This is a genomic window from Terrirubrum flagellatum (assembly GCF_022059845.1).
Classification (GTDB): Bacteria; Pseudomonadota; Alphaproteobacteria; order Rhizobiales; family Beijerinckiaceae; genus Terrirubrum; species Terrirubrum flagellatum.
Map to the genome: position 1 here is coordinate 2,674,062 of NZ_CP091851.1, position 20,147 is coordinate 2,694,208.

Below are 20,147 nucleotides of genomic sequence, written 5' to 3' on the forward strand. Positions count from 1 at the left end.
CTTATTCCGCCGCGCGAGAGAACGACGTGAGCTCGCCGCCGCTGCGATCGAGATCGCGAGACACCAGACGCTCGACCGCGGCCGACGCGTCGGCGACGAGAGCGCGATATCCTGCGACGCCGCGGCTGAAATGGTTGTAGACGATCACCGCCGGGATCGCCGCGACGAGGCCGATGGCGGTGGCGAGCAAGGCTTCGGCGATGCCGGGCGCAACGACCGCGAGATTGGTCGTCTGCGACTTCGAAATGCCGATGAAGCTGTTCATGATGCCCCAGACTGTGCCGAACAGGCCGACGAACGGCGCGGTGGAGCCAATCGTCGCGAGAACGCCGGTGCCGCGCGCGATATCGCGCGCCGCCCGCGCTTCGATGCGCGACAGGCGCGAAGCGACGCGCTCCTTAAGGCCGGCGGTCGACTCGCCCTGCGCCGACATCCGCCATTCCTCCACCGCCGCCTCGACCATCGCGCGCGCGACGCGATGGCCTTTCGTGAGCGACTGCGCCGCCTCCGCAAGCGTCGCGCGAGACGACAGAAGCGAAGCCGCTGCGCGCATGCGCCGAACGCCGGCGCTAAGCTCGATCGTCTTGGCGATCCACACTGTCCACGTCACGACCGAGGCGAAGGCGAGCCCGATCATCACGCCTTTCACCACCCAGTCGGCGGACATGAACATCGCAACCGGAGAGAGGTCCTGCGGCACGGGACCCGCGGCGAACGCAGGCGATGCGGCGATCCCAATGAACGCGGCGGCGGCGATCAGCGCGCGGCTCATGTTTTTAGAGCGCGTCATGTTTCGGCCCATTGTCTGATCAGATTGTGATAGACGCCGGCGAGGCGCACAGTCGCTTCATCGTCAGCGCCGCGCTCCGCCTGCAATTCCTGCACGGTTCGATCAAGATCGAACAGGATCGTACGCTGTCCCTCGTCGCGGATCATGCTCTGCACCCAGAAGATCGAGGCGACGCGCATGCCGCGTGTGACCGGCGTCACGCAATGCAGGCTTGTCGAGGGATAGAGAACGAGATGTCCGGCCGGAAGCTTGACCTCGTTCGCACCGTAAAGCGTTTCAATCGAAAGATCGCCGCCATCATACTCTTCCGGCTCCGACAGGAAGAGTGTAGCGGATAGATCGGTGCGAAGGCGCTCGCCGGTGAAGACGGACGTTCGGATTGCGCCATCCACATGCACGCCGAACGTCTGCCCTTCGCCGTAATGATTGAACATCGGCGGCAGGATGCGCAGCGGCAGCGCCGCCGACATGAAAAGCGGGCTGCGACTGACGGCGGCGAGCACAAGCTCGCCGAGCTTCTTCGATACGGGCGACTCAAGTGGAAGCTGGTAATTCTTCTTGACCGCCGCCGCCTGCGGCCCTGCCGTCGCACGGCCGTCCTGCCACTCCGCTTCGCTCATCGCCTTGCGACATTGAGCGACTTCTTCTGGTGTCAGGACGTCGGGAATGCAGAGCAGCATGCAGGTCCCTCAATATTTGAAGTTGACGCTGAAATAGGCGACGCGGCCGGGCGCGACGTAAACGTAAGGCACAGCGCTGCGGTAGAAGCCGTCATACAACAGCTTGTCGAAGACGTTGTTGACCTGCACTTTCGCCGACACGTTCTTCGTCAGCTTGTATTCGGCCAGAAGATCGAAGCGCCATCCGCCCGGCAGAATGTTGCTGTTGGCCGCAAGCGTGCCGCCATATTGCTGGCTGATATAGGTCGCGCCGCCGCCAAGCGTCAGAGCGTCCGTGATGTCGTACTTCGTCAGGATGTTGAACGATTGGTGTGCGATGTTCGCGAGTTTCTGGCCTACATTCGCCGCGATCGCCGACTTCGTCACGTCAGTCTTCATGAACACCGCGCCGCCAAAAACGCTCCAGCGATCGGTGATCTTGCCGGCGACGCTGAACTCGACGCCGTCGACGCGGTAGGCGCCTGTCGCCTGCACATTCGCTCCGACGGTCTCGCGCGCATTGTCCTTTTCATTCCGGAACAGCGCCGCGGTCGCCAGAAGATGACGATCAAACAGCTCCCATTTCGTGCCAATTTCGTAGGACTTGTTCTTTTCCGGCCCAAGCGTCGCGTTCGCTGCGGTCAGCGCGCCATAGTCGGCCGCGCCGCCGTCGAGCTCCGATCCCGTCGGATTCGAGGACGTGCCATAGGCGGCATAGACCGCGGCGTAAGGCAGGACCTTATAGGTGACGCCAAGATTCCAGTTGAAGATGTTGTCGGTGCGGCCGAGATTGGTGATGACGTTGTTGGCGCCGACAGAGGACGCGCCGATCTCATAGCGATCGAAACGCACGCCTCCGGTGACGAACAGCTTCTCCTGAAAATTCAGCGTGTCGAGCGCATAGACGCTCTTGGTATCGACCGTCACCGTCGTCGGGCGGCCGGTGCGGATGAATGTCCCAGTCCAGGGAATGGACGCGGGATTTGGATTCCAGAGATTGAGCGTCGTGCCCGGGATCGCGCCAGGCACGTTCGCTTCCGTCGCGAGCGATTGGTATGTGTCGCGCATCAGCTTTTCACGGCTGAACTCCGTGCCGATGACCATGGTGTGGCCGACGCCGGCGGTGGCGAATTTCAGCGTCAGGTCGGTCTGGTTGGCGTAGGTCGCTTCGGTCTGATAGCGGCTTTTCGCTGTCGATGGCACCGTCCAGAGCGCGGGATTCGGATTGGTCACGACAGGCGTACCGGGCGCGCCCGCGACATAGTCGAGCAGCGAATTGCTGTAGCGCGTGGTGTTCGTCAGCGTGGCGAATTCGTTGATGTTCCATTCCGCCTTCGCCGAGGCGATGTCCTGTTTCGCCTTCTGGAAATCGCGATTGGGCATGCCGTAATAATTGTTGCGGTTGAGGCCGGATTCCGTCCATGGCCGCAAGGTCGCCGAATTGAACGGCACGCCCCAGTCGGGAAGCTGATCAATGTCGGTGTGCGAATAAGACAGCGTCAGCTTGAAGCTGTCGCTCGGCCGGTAGGTCGCGGCGAGCGCGCCGCCCCAGCGATCATCATGCACATAATCGCGGCCGGCGACGTCGGCCTTCTGCCACATCACGTTGCCGCGGATGGCGAGTTGATCTGTGAGAGCCTGATTGATGTCGGCGGTGACGCGGCGCGTCATGTCGGTGCCGACTGTCGTCGAGATATTATAGAAGCTGTCGAAACCCGCCTGCTTGGTCACGACATTAATCGCGCCGCCGCTGGTGCCGCGGCCGCCGATGACGCCCGCCGGACCTTTCAGGATTTCGACCTGCTCGGTGTTGAAATTCTCGCGGATGTTCACGCCCGCGTCGCGCACGCCGTCGACATAGAAGTCGTTGCGCGCGTCAAAGCCGCGAATGAATACGCGATCGCCATAGGCGTTGCCGCCTTCGCCGGTGCCGAGCGTGACGCCGGGCGTCGTGCGCATCAGTTCGCGGAACGAGGTCGCGCCCTTGTCGGAGATCACTTCCTTCGGAATGGTCGTGATGGTGCGCGGCGTGTCGAGCAGCGGCTGCGTCAGCTTCTGCGACGCGGAGCGGTTGACCTTGTAGGGCGCGGCGGGATCGGCGTTGGGATTGGAGCCCGGACCGCCCGTTCCGCCGATCCCGGCCGCGGCGGACTGTGCGGGAACGGCCGCCGGCGCCGGCCGCGCCACGCGCGGACGCGCAGATTGGGCAGGCCGAGGCTTCGCCTGCCGGACGCGCACCGGCTTCGGCTTGCGCTGCTCCGCCGGCGCTTCGACCGTCACCGCGGGAAGCTGCGTCGACTGCGCCTTGGCCTCACCAACCGGCGCCGCCGTCGCGATGCAGGCGGCGGTCAGCACTCCAAGACCGACCGCCGTCGTCGCAGCCGGCGCCTTGGGTTCGAATGTGTGCATTGGCCGCTTCGGGCTCACGCCCCGTAACGACGCCGGAATCTTGCTTGTGGTCATGCTCGCAGCCCCTTGTCGCGACCTTCAGGTCGCGTCGCCCATGCGTTCCAGACGCTGGGTGGCTGCAGGCTGCCTTGCTATGGAACAGTCGCCTCCTCGCAATCCTGACCAAACCTGTCAAGATTACGGCGCGATAGGCGCATGCGCTCACCGCATGATTCCCCAAAGTTGCGCGCTATTTCCGTCAGATGTTGCAACGCTGCTACGCGCTAGCCACCACCTGTCATCGTTAAACCGGCGCCTTGAAGCCATCGCCATGCCGAAAGCCACGCCGAACGCCCAACGCGACACGCCCCTCTCTATCAGTCGACTTTTGATGCTCTCCGCCAAAGGCTTGGCGTCGCGCCCAACCGCGGCCACGCATGTCGCTCTCAGGGAAGATCAACGCCGCATTCGAGATTGATGCCGCTCCGATCAGCCGAAACAGCGAACGAGCTCCACAAAGCGACCTTCCTTCTTCTCAGGAACGAGTCCCCCGCTGCCGTGGAATTGCTTTGCTTTGAGAGACCGCGCCTGAGCGGCTGAGGACAGAGCGGACAAGCGCCGCAGCTTCGCTGCCTTTGCGCGCGCGGCGCCAAAGATCATCGGCAAACCGTTCATACAATCGGACCGGCTCTTCATCCGAAGTCAGCATCGCCACGCCCGTCCGAATGTTCGGCAGTTCGCCTCCCAGCCGGAATGGGCTCAGGCCAAGCGTTGTGCGTCCGGAAGTTCGAAAAAGCTGGAAAGCGACGTTCGGCAGGGTTTCTTCTATAAGCGCGATTTGGACGCCCATCGGTTCGCTTTCTATCAGCGCCGCCAAATGTTCAACCTCTTCGCGCGCGGCCAGGCGACGGCTCAACAGTTCATGGTCAGGCAGATCGAATCTGCCAACGACGCCGAGTTTCAGCCAGCGTTCAATCTCCGGAACCGTAACAAAATTTACAACGCTGAGACGCCTGCGATCGCGCGCTGTTTTGCGTTCATTGAGCGTCGTGATGACTTGATCAATTTCCGACCCGGCTCCGCCGCCGTCAGCACGATCCTGAGGCAATGCCTCGAGCAGCACCTTTTTCAAGTAGAAAGGATACTTTTCGGTCGTCAGCAAATACGACATGGGTGGGAAATGCGCGACAACTTGCTCAGACTGCTCTTCGATCTGGCGCATGCGTTCGAAATAGCTGATTGCGCTTGAGTAATACTCGACGCCTACGCCAAGAAGCGAGGCGATCGACGTTTCCAGGACCTGAGCGAGCCTCTCCAGAGTCTCGATCTTGACCATCTCGCCGTTTTCAATCCGATAGACGGCCGCCCGCGAAATCCCGATTTTCTTCGCGACCTCTTCCGCAGAAGCGCCCTTTCCCATTCGATAGGCTTTCAAGCGCTGCCCGATCTCCTCGAAGCTGACACTCATCGGGCCCTCTCGCGGCTGATTGTTTCCGCACAGGGCATTTCTGTTTGCTCACGATTTTGTCAAGCCGTCGCCAGAACCGCACAAATTTCGAGTTTGACTATTTATGGAGACCAATCTAAATACTGAGACAATCGAGTCGGCGAGCGGACTGACCGCGCCTTGAAGATCGCCAGGCGACGCCGCGCCATGGAGGCGAAGGCTGTGGCTCTCGAGCGGCTGAGCATTGGGGGTGGGGAGTCTATGGAATCGAGGCCATGGATCGATATCGTCGAAGGCAACACGGCGCGACATGGCTGCCTCGTCGCCGGAATCGACCCTTTTCTTCCCGATATTCCGTCGTTCTTCGAAGAAGACAACGGCGGCGCGTGGATCGAGCGTTATGTCCAGTTCCTGCTCGATACGATCGAAGGCCATGTTGGATTTATAAAATTCCAATCCGCTTACTTTGAGGCGTGCGGAATTCCTGGATTGGCGGCTCTCTCGGCGGGAATGAGGCGGGCGCGCGCTGCGGGGATTGGCGTGATTTTCGACGCCAAGAGAGCGGATATCGATCCGACTGCATCAGCATACGCTCGCGCCTATTTGACCCCCGCCCATGCTGGCGGAAGCGGTGATTTCGAGACCGATTGCCTCACGGTGAATCCGCTCATGGGGCCGGATTCTCTGGAACCGTTCGTCGAGTGCGTCCGGCGCTATGGCAAAGGATTGCTGGTGATATGTCGCACTTCAAATCCGGACGCATCCTGGCTCCAGGATCGCATGGCGGGAAATCGATCGATTTCGGACTGGGTCGCAGAGTTGATCGGCAGCTTCGCCATGAAGACGGAATTGTCGGATCGCTTGAGTCCGATTGGCGCGGTCGTAGGAGCAACAATACCCCAGGGAGGCCGCCTCCTGCGACAATTGCTTCCAAGATCAATCATTCTCGCGCCGGGCCTCGGCGCTCAAGGGGGCGATCCAGCAACCATTCGTTCACTCAGAGGCTCCCGTCCCGGCGATGTGCTGGTCCCCGTATCGCGTGGATTAACGCGGGTGGAGGATCGCAGTATTTCGATCAGCGCCTATCGGAAAATTATCGTCGAACGTCTTGATGGCTTCAGACAAGCAGTGGCGGACGGTCAACCGCATATCCTGGCGTCGACAGCGACGCCTCCGGTTGCTGCTTGACTTTAGAATGCCGGTTCTGATTTTGCAGCCACGCGCCCGTCCTTGCTTCGTCACTCGCGAAGAGACTTTTAACTCAATATCGCACGCTTGGACAACGCGCGACCGTCGGGTATTGGTTTGGGAACGTGATGACGGAGCTTGATCGCGTGGGCGCATCGCTCATACCGTCATGATAAGCTTTGGACCAGAAGATTGATATCCCCGCATGATCGCTCGATGATCCGCGCCAGAGGCGTCGCGAAGCATTTTTCCACCCGCGGCGCGCGCGTAGAGGCGTTGCGGCCGGTCGATCTCGATGTCGCGCGCGGCGAATTCGTCAGCATCATCGGCCCATCCGGCTGCGGAAAATCAACGCTGCTGCGCATCATCGCCGGCCTCGAAACCGCGAGCGAAGGCGCGATCGAGATCGACAGCGCGGCAAGCCAGCGCGCCGGCTTCGTGTTCCAGGACGCGGTGTTGCTGCCCTGGCTCACCGCACAGGAGAATGTGCGATTTCCGCTCGACGTCTCTGGCGTCGCGCGCGCAGACGCCGACGCGACCGCGCAAAAGCTGCTCGCGCTCGTGGGATTGCAGGGATTCGAAAAGGCGCTTCCGCGCGCGCTGTCTGGCGGCATGCGCCAGCGCGTCTCGATCGCGCGCGCCCTCTCCTACGATCCGCCGTTGCTGCTCATGGACGAGCCGTTTGGCGCGCTCGATCTCTTGACGCGCGACCGGCTCAACGACGAGCTTCTCGCGATCTGGACGGCGACGACGAAAACGATCCTGTTCGTCACGCACAGCGTCGAGGAGGCCGCCTATCTCTCCGACCGCGTCGTTGTGATGTCGCCGCGGCCGGGAACGATCAAGCGCATCTATGACGTGCCGCTTAAGCGTCCGCGCGGCGAACAGACGAAGCTCGATCCGGCCTTCCATCAACTGATGGCCGATCTCAGGCGCGATCTGAAATGACGGCTGCGTCCTCACTCTGGCGCCGACCGCTCGAACTGCTCGCGGCGTTCGCTGCGATTGCAATCGCCTGGGACCTCTATGTCAGGCTCTCCGATGCGCCGGCCTATCTCCTGCCTGCGCCGCTCGACGTCGGCGCGGCGCTGATTCAATCGATGCAAAGCGGCGAGCTCGCGCAGCATCTTCTCTACACGCTGAAAAATCTCATGCTCGGCTATGTCGCGGGCGCGCTGCTTGGCGTCACCAGCGGCGCAACGCTGGCGAAATCGCCGCGGCTGGAAAAGATTCTGGGCGGGCCAATCCTCTTCCTGCAGACGGCGCCGAAGATCGCGCTCGCGCCGCTGTTCGTGATCTGGTTCGGGCTCGGCCTCGCCTCGAAGATCGCGCTCATCATCTCGCTGGTGTTCTTCCCCGTGCTGATCGGAACCATGGTCGGCCTGCGCTCGCTCGACAGCCGGCTTGGCGATCTCGCGCGATTGCTCAAGCTCAATCTCTGGCAACGGCTGTGGCGCATCGAACTGCGCGCTGGACTACCGGAGATATTTGTGGGCTTGCGCATTGGCGCGGTGCAGGCGGTGGTCGGCGCCATCCTCGCGGAATGGATGTCGGGCAAGCAGGGGCTCGGCTATCTCATGACCTTCGCGTCCGCGACCTACAAGACGCCGCTGCTGTTCGGCGCGGTTGTGCTGACCGCGCTGATCGGAGTCGCCGTCTATCAGATCGTCGAAACGATCGAAAAGCGGTTGCTCGCCTGGCGGGACGCGCCATGAGTCAGAACATGCGCGACAACAAGCGATCGGCGGCGTTTCCCTGGCTGAATGGCCGCCCGACGCATCTGCCCTGCGGCCCCGGCGATATGCCGTCCTGCGTTCTGCTGCCCGGCGATCCCGATCGCGTGACGCTCGCCGCCGCGTTGCTCGACAATGCGCGCGATTTCGGCCGGCGGCGTGAATTCCACGCCGTGCGCGGCGACTGGAGAGGCTCTCCCGTCGGCGTGTGTTCAACCGGTGTCGGCGGCCCCTCCGCGGAGATCGCCGTCGTCGAACTCGCCAATCTCGACGTGACCTCGGTCATTCGCGTCGGGGGCATGGGCGCGTTGCAAGCCGATTTGCCGCTTGGCGGATTCCTGATCGTCGATCAGGCCGAGGGCGCGACGGGCGCCGCAGCGATCTATGGCGCGACGGGCGCGGTCAATGCGAGCGCCGATGTGGTTGACGCGCTGGAAGAAGCGGCGCGGACGCTCGGCTTCGCCCATCGCCGCGGCCGCGTTCATACGACCGACAGCTATTACTGGGGTCAGGGCCGGTCGGCGCGTCCCGACGGGAGGCCATCTCCAACGCCTGACATCGTGTCGCGGCTCGCGGCGCAAGGCGTCTGCGGCCTCGACATGGAGGCGCAGACAGTCTTCGCTGTGGCGAAAGCGCTGGGATTGCGCGCCGGCGCAGTGCTCGCCGTCCATGGCAATCGCGCCACCGACGAGTGGCTTGAAGATTACGAAGAGACTCAAGCCAATCTCATCCGCCTCGCGGCGACAGCCGCAGCGCTTCTTGGTTCGAACTGAATTTTAGATCGCAGGAGAGTTTCATGAAACGCCGCACCTTCCTCGCCGGAGCCGCAGCCGCCGCAAGCCTGCCGCGCTTCGCCATTGCGCAGGGCGCGCAATCCGCGACGCTGCAGATCGACGGCGCCGCCGTGCCCTTCTACGCGCCGATCTATGTGGCGCAGGAGAAAGGCATGTTCGCAAAGAACGGCGTCGATCTCCGCATCATCTACGCCGCAGCCGCCGACATCATGCGCAATGTCGCGGTCGGCAATGCGGAGCTTGGATTTCCGAACGGCGACGCTGTCATCGCTGCGAAGGCGAGCGGGCTGCCGGCGAAGGTGGTCCATACGACCTATCAGCGCGGCATCGGCGCGACCCTGTTCAAGGCGGCGAAGGGCTTCAAGAGCTTCGCCGATCTCAAGGGCAAGACGCTGGCCGTGACGAGCCTCGGCAGCCCGAACTATCTGCAGTTACAGGTCGGACTGAAGAAGGCGGGGCTTACACTGAACGACGTGAAGGTCGAAGTGATCGCGACCGGCGCGATCGTGCAAGCGCTGCAAGCCGATCAGGTCGATGCGATCGTCTTCTCCGAGCTACGCAAATACAATCTCGAAGCCGATGGCGTTCAGGTCGGCATGATCTCGTCGAACGACTTCCTGCCGTCCTTCGGCAATGTCGTCGTGACAGGCGAATCGACGCTGAAGTCGAAAGCGAAGGTTGTGAAGGGCTTCATCGCGGCGTTGGACGAAGCGCTGACATGGGTCATCACCGGCCATGTCGACGAGGCGATCGCGCTTGCGATCGAAAAGCACGCGCCGACATGGAAGGGACAGGAGGCGATTCTCGCGAAGGCGTTCAACGAATCCTTCGCGCCGTCGATCTGGCAAAGCCCGCTGACGAAGGTGAAGGGGCTCGGCGCCGGCGATCTCGCAGCGTGGCAGAGCAACATCGATATTCTCGCGGAATACAAAGTGATCGACAAAGGCTTCAAGGCGGCGGATCTCGTGATCCAGCCTGCGGACGTGGCGGCCTGAAACGATGGCGCGCGCGGCGCTACAACGTCTCGCCGTCGTCCTCGGCGCGCTGGCGCTGTGGCAGCTTGCGGTCGTCGTCTTCAAAATGCCGGCCTATTTGCTGCCCTTGCCGTTCGTCGTGGCGCAGAAGTTCGCACTGCTCGCCGGCAGCGCGGAACTGTCACGCCATATCGCGGCGACCCTGACCGAAGTGCTCGCGGGGTCGGCGATCGGCGCTGCGGCCGGGCTGCTCTGCGGCTGGCTGTTCGCCCGCATTCCCCTGCTCGGCCGGCTCCTGTCGCCGCTGATCCTGCTGCTCCAGACCGCGCCCAAAATCGCCATCGCGCCGCTGCTGTTGCTGTGGCTGGGGCTGGGGCTCGGCCCCAAGGTCGTGCTGATCGCGATCGTCGCCTTCTTCCCCGTGATGGCGGGGACGGTCGCCGGCCTCTCCGGCGTCGACAAGAGCTATCGCGATCTCGCTCGCCTGCTCAAACTCTCCGCCTGGACCCGGTTCCGGCGGATCGAACTCCCCTTCGCCGCCCCGCCGGTCTTCGCCGGGCTCAAGATCGCCTCCACCCAGGCCATGACGGCGTCCGTGGTCGGCGAGCTCATGGGCGCGACCTACGGCCTTGGCTATCTCCTCAGCCTCGGCCAGGAGAATAACGACGCCGGCGTGGTGATCGCGGCGATCCTCATGCTCTGCGTCATGGGCTGGGCGCTGCACGAGGCCGTCCGGCTCACGGAACGGCGCCTGCTCGGCTGGCATGAGAGCCAGATCATCCAGGAGGCCGCCGGATAGATGTAAGGTCGCGGACTTGTATGTTTCATCCGCGCATAGTCCGCCCGTCTTACGCCTTTGGTCGCGAGATAAGATTCAAAACCGCGGTCGTGTTCGATTTTCGTCAGCGCCACGCTATGAGACGCATCCCATGATTCACTGCGCTCAGCGTCGCCTCGAGCGAACGCATGAATGCATTATACCGAGTGACGACGCGGCAATGCGATCGACTCTGCGCCATCGAGAGCATCGATTTTACTGATCTCATTCAGAAAGGCCAGACGCTCTGGCGCGGAGGCCGAGCTGTTCTCGATAGCCGCTTCAAGGATATCGAGCAGTTGAGCGCGAACTTTCGCGGCGATGTCTATCGAGAGAGGCTCGCCGGCATAGGCGTCAGCAAAACGGCCGGCGAGGTCGGCCAATATGCGGAGAGCGGCCGCGTTGTCTGGTTCTACCGTTCTCAACCGAGCCGCCCGCGCTCGAAATTCGCCATACGCGTCAGCGCCCCAACCCTGCGAAATTATCCAGTTCAGGAGATCGTTCATCTCTTTCGATCCTCAATTCGTCAGCTTCCTGCTGCGGTCTCCTCCCGCAATTTGTGTCCCTTTTCGCTGGTTGTTCGCCGCGCGCAGCCGGACGCATTTATTCCACAGCCTCCTTGATCGCTGCTCGCATCACCGCGACCCCGGCGAGAAAATCCTCGATCGCCATCGCCTCGCGCGGATTATGCGAACCATGCTGGTTTCGGACGAAGACCATTGCGCTTGGAACGCCAGCGTTGGCGAAAACCGCGGCGTCGTGTCCGGCCCCGCTTGAGATTTCCTCGTCAGGCAGACCGAGGCTGCGAGCCGCGGCCTTGAGTCGTTCAATCCATTTCGCGTCCATCGCGGCGGGAGCCGTTTCAAGACGGCGGTCGAATCTGAATGCGACCTTGCGCTCTTCGCCAATCAGTCCGCACTCTGAAACAAAGAGCGTGTAAAACGCCTCCAATGTATCTTGGCTCTGGCTGCGCGCTTCGAAAGAAAAGGCGATCGCGCCAGGAATGCGCGCAATGGCGTGCTCCTTTGGATCGGTGCCGAGGACGCCGCAGGTCACGACAAGGTCATGGCCGTGCTCCAGCAGGGCGCGCCAGCGTCGGTCGAGACGAGCGATCAACTCGGCCGTCGCAAAGACCGCGTCGCGCCGCAACCAGCGAGGCACCGCGCCGGAATGGCCGGCCTCGCCGACGCATTCCACCGAACGATGACGGATGTTGCCGCGAATCCCGGCGACAATTCCGATCGGCAGTCCCTGCGCGGTCAGAACAGGCCCTTGCTCGATATGCAGCTCGATCCACGCGAAGACCGAACGCGGATCGAGGATGGCGCTCCCAGCAGCGACGCGCGCAACGTCAACGCCAACCTCGGCCATGCACTCCGCCAGCGTGCGCCCGGAACCCGCCTCCTGCGCAGCAAGATCGGCGGCAGAGAGCTTCCCGAACAATGCGCTTGAGCCCATATACGCTTTGCCGAAACGCGAGCTTTCCTCTCCACGCAGCCCATAGACCTTGATCGTTCGCCGCGGCGTCCATCCTTCTCTACGAAATCGCGCCAGGATAACGAGACCAGCGACGACGCCCGCCGCTCCGTCGAAATTTCCTCCCTGGGGCACAGAATCAAGATGCGATCCGCAGGCGAGAAACGGCAGATCCGGATCGGCGCCCGCGAACGTAATCACGAGATGGGCCCCGGCATCGCGGTGCGTCGTCAAGCCGAGCGCGCGCGCCTCTTTCTCGACGATATCGAGCGCCAGCGACTCGCGCCTGCTGTAGGCCTCTCGCGTAACGCCGACGCCGTCAGTTGTTTGCTCGCGGAGCAAGTTGAACAACCTCTCCGCCAGCACGCGATCATCTTCGTCGCCCTGGCGCAGGTTACGCCTCTCGGCGATCGCGGTTGTCATGGCCGCGGATTCACCCACGCCAGATCCGGCTCGTCAGCTTCCTCGATCACGACGCCGCGGACGATATCCGTCACACGCGGGATTTCGCGACGCAGACAGAAAGCCCCAAGATCGCTCACGATCGTGGTCATCGCCGCCGGCTGAAGGAAAGTCGCGGTCCCGACCTGAACAGCGCTCGCGCCGGCCAGCATATACTCGACGACATCTTCAGCGGTGGAAACGCCGCCGCAGCCGATAATAGAAATCTTCACTGCTTTTGCGCATTGGAAAACCTGACGCAGGATGATCGGCTTGATCGCAGGGCCAGACAACCCGCCCATCACATTGCCGAGGCAGGGCCTGAAGGTCTTGATATCGATCGCCATCGACAGGATCGTGTTAGCGACGACGACGGCGTCCGCTCCGGCAGCCTCGGCCGCCCGCGCGACCTCTGCAATGTCGCCCGTGTTGGGCGTGAGTTTCACCCAAAGTGGCAATTTCGTCGCGTTGCGCAATTCGCGTGTCACTTTTTCGGTGGAGTCGGCGCGTATTGCATACGCCTTGCCGTCTTCCTCAATGTTCGGACAGGAAATGTTCGCCTCAATCGCGGCGACGCCGGGAATCGACAACTCTGTCGCCAAACTGGCGAATCCTTCCGCTGTCGGCGCTGAGATGGAAACGACCAGCGGCGCGTCGCAGGCCGCGTAGTGTCGCATCGTTTCTTCAAGGAAATAAGGAACGCCTTGCGAAGGAATGCCAATAGCGTTGATGAGGCCGCCCGGCCGCTCGACGATGCGCGGCAACGGATTGCCGGCGCGAAGCTCGCGGGTGATCGTCTTGGTCACAATCGCGCCAAGCAGATTGAAATCGATGACTCTCTCGAGCCCCTCGGCGAAAGTGCCCGAAGCCGGCATAACCGGATTGCGCAAGGCGAGTCCGCCGACCTCAACGGAAAGATCGACCATCGTCGCTCTCGTCACTGCGTTCATGGCAGCGCCTCCGAGAGATCGAACACGGGTCCGTCCCAGCAGACGCGCCGGCTGACAATTTCTCCGTTGACGTTGAAGTCGCGCACGCAGCAGTGGCAAAGCCCGATTCCGCAAGCCATTTGCTGCTCCATCGCAATTTGTCCCCTCAGGCCGAATTCCTTGGCGAGGCGCTGCTGGACGCGCATCAATCTGCTCGATCCGCAGGTAAAGAATGCATCGCAGCGTTCTTCGACGATCAACTGGCGCAAAATGCGCTCGACATTGGTTGGACCGCTCGACTGTTCGGCGTCGGTCACGGAAATCACGTCGGCGCCGTGCGCCCGGAACAGATCGACTGAAACCAGGAGCTCCGGCCGGCGCGCACTGAGGATCGCGGTGACATGGACGCCTTTGCGTTTCGCAGCCAGCGCGAGGGGCGCGAGCGTCGCGAGCCCAGCGCCCCGCCCGATCGCAACGATGCGCCGCCATGACGGGTCTAAAGTAAAGCCGACGCCAAGCGGCCCCATGATATCAAGCGTATCGCCGGCTCTCAAAGTGTCGAGGCCGCGCGTGCCTGCGCCGGCGACCTTGTAGAGGAACTCGAGCTGACGGTTCGCCGGATCGGCGCCGTAAACACTCATGGGCCGGCGGAGGAAAGGTTGCTCGCCCGCTGGATGCGGACAAAGCAGTTGGAAGAACTGGCCTGGCGTCGCAGCGGCCGCCACATCGCTGCAACTGACGACGAGGTGACGATATTCGGCGTTGACGGCGTCATTGCGGATGACGGGCGCGAGTTCGGCGACGATGTCGGGCTTCCAGCGGGCAGACCCTGTGACGCGGCTTGTCGCCGCGTCAGGCTGTATGGCGGCGGTGAATGCCATCTCAACACCTCACGCCAGCGCGACGCCACGTCGCTCCGGGATCAGGAGCCACATCGCAAAAATGTCGAGGACGTAGAGTATCGCGAGCAGCGCAATAGCGGTCTCGAAACCATAAGCCGAAGCGACCGCGCCGACCACGACGGGGCCGAATCCGCCAACGCCGCGGCCAATGTTGAAGAGCATGTTCTGCGCTGTCGCCCGGGCGGTCGTGGGAAAGAGCTCGCTGATCAGCGCGCCGTAACCGCCAAGCATTCCGTTGACGAAAAAGCCCATCACGGCGCCCGTCACGAGAAGCTGGAAAGGGTCGGTGAGCCGCGAATAAACGACGACCATGAGCGCTGCGCCAAGCATATAAGCGAAAAAGGCTGGCCGACGGCCGATCCGATCCGCGATATGCCCGAAGGCGAGGATGCCCGCCGCCATGCCGGCGATGGTCACTGCAGTCCACACGGCCGATTGCGTCAGGGCGAAGCCGAACCGCGATGCGAGATAGTTCGGCAGCCAGATCATGACGCCGTAGTAGCCGAAGTTTTGAACCGAACAGAGGATTGTCATGCCGATGCTGATCCTGGTCGCAGGCCAATCCTTCACCAGCGCGCGCAACGACGATTCCGGCCGCCGATCCTTGCTTCGCACGACAAACACCTCGGGTTCGTGCAGCGAATGGCGAATGAAATAGGCGATGACCGCCGGCGCGATCCCGATGGCGAACATGCCGCGCCATCCGATCAGCGGCAGCAGGATGGGAGTCGCGATCGCCGCGGCCAACACGCCGAGTTGCCAACCCAAGCCGACATAGGAGGAAGCGCGCGCCCGCTTGGCGGCCGGCCAAGCTTCGGCGACCAGCGCCATGCCGATGCCGAATTCTCCGCCGAGGCCCAGCCCCGCAATCGTCCGGTAAGCCAACAGATCCCAATAGCCCTGCGCAAGTGCACACATGCCGGTGAAGATTGCGAACAAGACGATCGTCCAGGTTAGCACCCGCACTCGGCCAATCCGGTCCGAGAGCATGCCGAAACCAATGCCTCCCAGGACGGCGCCGACCAGCGTCGCAGTCACCAGTGAGGCCGCCTGCGCTTGGCTAAGCTGCAGATCCGCTGAAATTGGCCGGAGCATAAAGCCCAGGATCAGAAGGTCGAAGCCATCCATGGCGTAGCCGATGGCGGCTCCCCAAAGCGCCTTCCGACCAGCGCCGTCGACCTCGGCAGGATCCAGTAATTGGTTGAAATCCGCGATTGCGGCCTGGTTGTCACTCACAGCTGAAATCCCCCTCGGTTCGCTGAGCACGGCGTAACGGACGCCGGCGCGCGCGCCGCCGGCTACAACTTTGAGCGTCTCGCCAAAGCCCCTCGTGGAAGGCCCTGCGCGCCGTTCACAGCCGAACAGTGCGCTTTGGCGGAATCCTTCGCGGCGACCCAGCCCTTATCGCGGGTGCCTTAGCTTCTTCATATATGAGATTTATCTATATTTAAAGACTATAATATCATTTTTGAGACCAAATTTCGTGCAAGGCCCGGTCACGGTGCGCGTGGCCCGGTCTTGCGGCGATCATGCCGGCGCGCAGCGCCAAAAGCTCGACGAGCAGCGCTTCGCCGAGACCAGGCATGGCCGCCTTCGCCTTGCGGGAAGCGACCGCGCCCGATAGCGATGCGTTATTGAACTCACGCGCTCACGCGATGTGAGCGCCGAGCAAACGGGCGCGCGCATCCGGCAGAATTCGCCGCTCGCGCCAAGCTCCCGAATGCGCCTCTTTGACCGTCGACCATCAGGCAGCCTGGTTCGCGCGGGGCGTTGCGCCGGCTTGGGCCTGTGACACTCGACGATGGCCTCGGATGGCGCTCACCCATTCAATGCCTGTTGACGACTGTCGACAATCGACGTTATGTTCTCTTTATGGCCGCCGTCATTAGTCCGAAATGGGCATTGGAGGCGGTTTGCGGTGAGCTGCGCAACATGGAGCGGTAGTTGTACGGACGCGCCAGCATTCAGCCGGTCTCAAGCCGCGCGCCATGATGAGCGATCTCATCTCCAGCCCGGCCGAGCTCCGCGAACTTTCGCTCGTCCGACTGACGACTGAAGCGATCTTCCGAATGATCGGCGACGGCCGGTTGCGGCCGGGACAGCGGTTGGTCGAAAATGATCTCTCGGCGCAACTTGGCGTCGGCCGCTCGCCCCTGCGCGAGGCTTTTCGCATCCTTACAGAGCGGGGCGCGCTGGTCTCTCTCCCCCGGCGAGGCACCTATGTCCGCGCGCTCACCGCAGAAACGATCGACGACATCTATACCGCGCGACGCTGCATCGAGATTTTTTCGCTGTCGGAACTCATGGCGCGGCCTTCCGACGCAACTGTGGCTCAACTGCAAGCGGCCATCAGCGAACTTGGGCGCGCCGCGAGCGCAGAAGACGTCCGCAGCGTCATCGCCGCGGATCTCGATTTCCACGCACGCATCGTCGACGCCAGCGGCAGCAGCCGCCTCGTCGAAGCCTTCGGAAGACTGCGCTTCGACATGAACTTCGCGCTGCTGTTCGCGCAGGGTTGCTACGGCGATCTGGCGTTCGCTGCGGCAGGCCATCTCAAGATTGTCGACGCCATTCGCTCCGGCGACTCGGCCGCTGCACAGCTTTGCTTGTCCGAGCATATCGAAGATGGCCGCCGCAATCTGAGGCGCGTGTTCGAACACATCAAGAGCAATGACTAGCCGAGGGAGGCCCAGGATGCAGGCGACGCGAAGGTTGCTTCTCACAGGCCTCATGGGATCCATCGCCGCGCCGTCCGCTGTGAGACAGGGCCGCGCGCAGCAGGTCGCGACGATCCGGCTCGCACATGTGAACCAGCCGACCTCCGAAATGCACAAGGTCGGCGCCGAAACCGCCGAGCGCGTCATCGCGCGATGCGCGGGGCGGGTCGCAATCAAGCTGTTTCCGGCCGGCCAACTCGGCACGACGACCGAGATGATCGAGCAGGCGAGCCAGGGCGAGCCGATCATCACATACGCCGACGCAGCCTATCTCTCCGGCTTCGGCGTGCCGGAACTCTCCATCCTTGGCGGCCCCTTCATTGTCGATTCAATCGTGGAGGGTCAGCGTCTCGCTGCGTCAAGCCTCGTGCAAGGCTGGTGCGATCGCCTCGCGGCCAAGGCCAGCGTGCGCGTGCTCGCGCTCAATTGGTTCGACGGCCAGCGCCATCTCATCGGCAAGGCGGCCTATCCGAAGCCTTCCGATATGAAAGGCGTCAAAATCAGAGTCCCGCCGGTTCCGAGCTGGCGGAAAACGTTCGAGCCGCTCGGCGCCATTCCCACAACAGTGGAGGCGTCCGAAACTTATTCCGCGCTCGCGCAGGGCGTGGTCGCGGCGGCCGAATCGCCGCTGCTCGGCATTCGCGCTAATCGCTGGTACGAAGTGGTGAAGAACATCACATTGACCGCCCACTTTACGCTGTTCACCGGCTGGGTGATGTCAAGCAAGGCATTCGACGGATTGGCGGAGGCTGATCGCGCCATTCTCCTCGAAGAATTCCAGAAGGGCGGAGCGGAGATCGCCCGCCGCGCGGACGAGAAAGCCGCTGAAGTTCGCCGAGAGTTCGAGAAGGAAGGCGTCGCATTCGCATCAGCTGACATTCCCGCCTACCGGGACGCGACCCGAAGTTTCTACGCCGGTTTCGCCGATTGGCCAAAAGGCCTGCATGAGCAGGTTCGCGCGATCGCAGCCGCGAGTTGAGCCGTGATGCGCGAACGCCGCTGTAAATAGTCAGCAGCGAAAGAAGCTAGCGACATCTCCTTAGTGGACTCAGATGTGGGAAAGATGCGCCAAATCATCAAACGAGCTTTTGACTTTTTCAGCGACGCGCTTCCTGTCGTCCTCCTTGCGATCGTCATCATCGTCGTGACGCTGGACGTTCTGGGCCGCGAGATCTTGTCCGCCCCGCTCTACGCCGCGAATGAAATAGCAGTCATCGCGTTCGTGTGGCTGGTATGGTTCGGCATGATCGGCGCCGCGCGGCGCCAGGAACTTATCGGTGTTCGCTACTTCGTATCGTTGTTGCCGCCGGCGGCCGCCCGCTGGGTCGATGTTATCGTTGATTTCCTGATCGCGCTTATCTGTCTGGCCATTTTGCGCGCAGCCATTCGCCAGATCGCGACGGCCAGATTCACGACTTTCGATCTGCTTGGCCTTCCCAAATGGCTTCTGACCTTTGGCGTGGCCATTTCAGTCGCGCTTCTCGCAATCTATTACATTGCTTGTGGCGTTCGCCAGATCTCCGCGCGTTCGATCGAATAATGATCGTTGCGACCCTGCTGCTTTTTGCGGTTCTGCTCGCGACGGGGATGCCCATTGCGTTCGTTATTCTTGGCTCTTCCCTCCTCTATTTCGCCGTCAATCCGATTGCTCCCAGCGTTCTTGCGCAACGTCTGACCGGAAGCCTCGAATCATTCCCGTTGCTGGCGATCCCCTTCTTTGTCGTCGCCGGCGCCGCCATGGCCCGCGGCGGCATCGCCGAGCGTCTCTACGGCTTCGCGGACGGCCTCGTCGGGCATTGGCGCGGCGGTCTGGCGCAGGTCGCGGTGATCAATTCGCTCCTCATCGGCACAATGTCCGGCTCTTCAAACGCCGACGCGGCGATCGATGCGCGCACGATCGTCCCGGTGATGCGTCGCCAAGGCTATACCAATGGTTTCGCATCCGCGATCAGCGCCTCGTCCGGCCTGATCGCCCCGATCATGCCGCCCAGTATCGGGCTTATCGTTTATGGGCTTCTGACAAGCACCTCCGTCAGCCGATTGTTCATCGGCGGCGTCATCCCGGCCTTTCTGATCGCCATCGGACTGATGATCATGGTCCGGATCATCGCAAGCCGGCGAGGCTATGGAGCCACCCGAAATAAACGCCTGCCCGCTAGCGAAATCGTCGAACGCGGCCGACGCGCGATCTGGGCTCTGGCGATGCCCGTCCTGTTGCTCTTCGGCCTGAGAATTGGATGGTTCACGCCGACCGAACTCGGCGTGATCGCTGCTGTCTACGCTTTCATCGTAGGGCTCGTGATCTATCGAGGCATGAAGCCGCGGGATGTTTACGAAATCCTCCGGGAGTCTGCTTTCACAACCGCCAATGTGATGGTGATATTGGCGGCGTCAGCCGCTTTCTCGGTCGTTCTCACTCTTGAAGAAGTGCCGCAATTTGTCGTTTCCAATCTTTTGAGCGTCTCGAACAACCCGTATCTCATTCTGGTCATCATCAACATTGCGCTTCTGGTCCTCGGCATGATCATGGAGTCGTTGTCTCTGATGGTCATTCTGGCGCCGCTTCTGAACGATATCATTCAGAAAGTCGGAATTGATCCGGTGCATTTCGGCGTCGTCCTGGTCTTCAATCTCGGCATCGGCTCGGTTCACCCGCCCGTTGGAACAGTCGTCTATACCGTCTGCTCGATCACCAAGTGTTCTGTCGAAGAATTCACCTGGGAGCTGCTGCCCTTCCTCGGCGCATTGCTCGCTGTCCTGGCGGTCCTGATCTTCTTTCCGCCGCTCACCCTGTTCCTGCCGAATCTGCTGTTCTGATGGCTCCTCAAACCACAGCTCCGCCAACGCCGAAGGCCGCAGCGGCGACAATATTGTTCAATGTCAGGGACGCTG

General features: G+C 62.2%; 20 protein-coding genes. 10 read left to right on the forward strand and 10 right to left on the reverse strand.

The features are described from left to right. Window position 1: 1 nt before the first annotated feature. The 4 genes from exbB to L8F45_RS13015 form a co-directional block, all read right to left on the reverse strand. Window positions 2-802: a tonB-system energizer ExbB gene (gene exbB, locus L8F45_RS13000; RefSeq protein WP_425330003.1), complete on the reverse strand. Its 801-nt coding sequence runs from the start codon at window positions 800-802 to the stop codon at window positions 2-4. Further along, window positions 787-1,470 carry a Fe2+-dependent dioxygenase gene (locus L8F45_RS13005; protein WP_342363285.1) on the reverse strand — a complete coding sequence of 228 codons (684 nt, stop codon included), beginning with the start codon at window positions 1,468-1,470 and terminating at the stop codon, window positions 787-789. The genes exbB and L8F45_RS13005 overlap by 16 nt, the downstream gene beginning before the upstream one ends. 9 nt (window positions 1,471-1,479) lie before the next feature. After that, window positions 1,480-3,858, reverse strand: coding sequence for a TonB-dependent receptor (locus L8F45_RS13010; protein ID WP_342363286.1), 2,379 nt, complete (start codon window positions 3,856-3,858; stop codon window positions 1,480-1,482). Window positions 3,859-4,372: 514 nt separating this feature from the next. Then, on the reverse strand, window positions 4,373-5,305 hold the full coding sequence (locus L8F45_RS13015) for a helix-turn-helix domain-containing protein (RefSeq protein ID WP_342363287.1): 933 nt from the start codon (window positions 5,303-5,305) through the stop codon (window positions 4,373-4,375). A gap of 186 nt (window positions 5,306-5,491) precedes the next feature. Here L8F45_RS13015 and pyrF point away from each other — a divergent pair, with 186 nt between their 5' ends. From pyrF to L8F45_RS13045, 6 genes are all read left to right on the forward strand, one after another. Then, window positions 5,492-6,472: an orotidine-5'-phosphate decarboxylase gene (gene pyrF, locus L8F45_RS13020; protein WP_342363288.1), complete on the forward strand. Its 981-nt coding sequence runs from the start codon at window positions 5,492-5,494 to the stop codon at window positions 6,470-6,472. A gap of 216 nt (window positions 6,473-6,688) precedes the next feature. After that, window positions 6,689-7,420: an ABC transporter ATP-binding protein gene (locus L8F45_RS13025; RefSeq protein ID WP_342363289.1), complete on the forward strand. Its 732-nt coding sequence runs from the start codon at window positions 6,689-6,691 to the stop codon at window positions 7,418-7,420. Further along, window positions 7,417-8,187 carry an ABC transporter permease gene (locus tag L8F45_RS13030; RefSeq protein ID WP_342363290.1) on the forward strand — a complete coding sequence of 257 codons (771 nt, stop codon included), beginning with the start codon at window positions 7,417-7,419 and terminating at the stop codon, window positions 8,185-8,187. Before L8F45_RS13025 ends, L8F45_RS13030 begins: the two co-directional genes overlap by 4 nt. Beyond that, the gene (locus L8F45_RS13035; RefSeq protein WP_342363291.1) at window positions 8,184-8,978 is read left to right on the forward strand and encodes a nucleoside phosphorylase; all 795 of its coding nucleotides are present in this window, start codon (window positions 8,184-8,186) and stop codon (window positions 8,976-8,978) included. The genes L8F45_RS13030 and L8F45_RS13035 overlap by 4 nt, the downstream gene beginning before the upstream one ends. A gap of 23 nt (window positions 8,979-9,001) precedes the next feature. After that, complete coding sequence (locus L8F45_RS13040; protein ID WP_342363292.1) at window positions 9,002-9,994, forward strand: ABC transporter substrate-binding protein; 993 nt, start codon at window positions 9,002-9,004, stop codon at window positions 9,992-9,994. Between the two features lie 4 nt (window positions 9,995-9,998). Next, entirely contained in the window at window positions 9,999-10,772 is a 774-nt protein-coding gene (locus L8F45_RS13045) for an ABC transporter permease (RefSeq protein ID WP_342363293.1), read from the forward strand. A gap of 176 nt (window positions 10,773-10,948) precedes the next feature. Here L8F45_RS13045 and L8F45_RS13050 read toward each other — a convergent pair whose 3' ends face one another. From L8F45_RS13050 to L8F45_RS13075, 6 genes are all read right to left on the reverse strand, one after another. Next, window positions 10,949-11,296 (reverse strand): hypothetical protein, encoded by a 348-nt coding sequence (locus tag L8F45_RS13050; protein ID WP_342363294.1) that lies wholly within the window; start codon window positions 11,294-11,296, stop codon window positions 10,949-10,951. Between the two features lie 97 nt (window positions 11,297-11,393). Next, complete coding sequence (locus L8F45_RS13055; protein WP_342363295.1) at window positions 11,394-12,689, reverse strand: Zn-dependent hydrolase; 1,296 nt, start codon at window positions 12,687-12,689, stop codon at window positions 11,394-11,396. Further along, window positions 12,686-13,657 (reverse strand): dihydroorotate dehydrogenase, encoded by a 972-nt coding sequence (locus tag L8F45_RS13060; RefSeq protein ID WP_342363296.1) that lies wholly within the window; start codon window positions 13,655-13,657, stop codon window positions 12,686-12,688. The genes L8F45_RS13055 and L8F45_RS13060 overlap by 4 nt, the downstream gene beginning before the upstream one ends. Further along, window positions 13,654-14,517, reverse strand: coding sequence for a dihydroorotate dehydrogenase electron transfer subunit (locus L8F45_RS13065; protein ID WP_342363297.1), 864 nt, complete (start codon window positions 14,515-14,517; stop codon window positions 13,654-13,656). Before L8F45_RS13065 ends, L8F45_RS13060 begins: the two co-directional genes overlap by 4 nt. Window positions 14,518-14,526: 9 nt before the next feature. Continuing rightward, window positions 14,527-15,774 (reverse strand): MFS transporter, encoded by a 1,248-nt coding sequence (locus L8F45_RS13070; protein WP_342363298.1) that lies wholly within the window; start codon window positions 15,772-15,774, stop codon window positions 14,527-14,529. Between the two features lie 226 nt (window positions 15,775-16,000). Further along, window positions 16,001-16,123 (reverse strand): hypothetical protein, encoded by a 123-nt coding sequence (locus tag L8F45_RS13075; RefSeq protein ID WP_342363299.1) that lies wholly within the window; start codon window positions 16,121-16,123, stop codon window positions 16,001-16,003. A 403-nt stretch (window positions 16,124-16,526) separates the two neighbouring features. Here L8F45_RS13075 and L8F45_RS13080 point away from each other — a divergent pair, with 403 nt between their 5' ends. From L8F45_RS13080 to L8F45_RS13095, 4 genes are all read left to right on the forward strand, one after another. Further along, a complete protein-coding gene (locus tag L8F45_RS13080) occupies window positions 16,527-17,216 on the forward strand; it encodes a GntR family transcriptional regulator (RefSeq protein WP_342363300.1) in 690 nt (229 codons plus the stop codon). Window positions 17,217-17,232: 16 nt separating this feature from the next. Beyond that, window positions 17,233-18,234, forward strand: coding sequence for a TRAP transporter substrate-binding protein DctP (gene dctP / locus L8F45_RS13085; protein ID WP_342363301.1), 1,002 nt, complete (start codon window positions 17,233-17,235; stop codon window positions 18,232-18,234). 84 nt (window positions 18,235-18,318) lie between these two features. After that, window positions 18,319-18,795 carry a TRAP transporter small permease gene (locus tag L8F45_RS13090; protein WP_342363302.1) on the forward strand — a complete coding sequence of 159 codons (477 nt, stop codon included), beginning with the start codon at window positions 18,319-18,321 and terminating at the stop codon, window positions 18,793-18,795. Further along, window positions 18,795-20,072, forward strand: coding sequence for a TRAP transporter large permease (locus L8F45_RS13095; RefSeq protein WP_342363303.1), 1,278 nt, complete (start codon window positions 18,795-18,797; stop codon window positions 20,070-20,072). The genes L8F45_RS13090 and L8F45_RS13095 overlap by 1 nt, the downstream gene beginning before the upstream one ends. Window positions 20,073-20,147 lie beyond the last annotated feature (75 nt).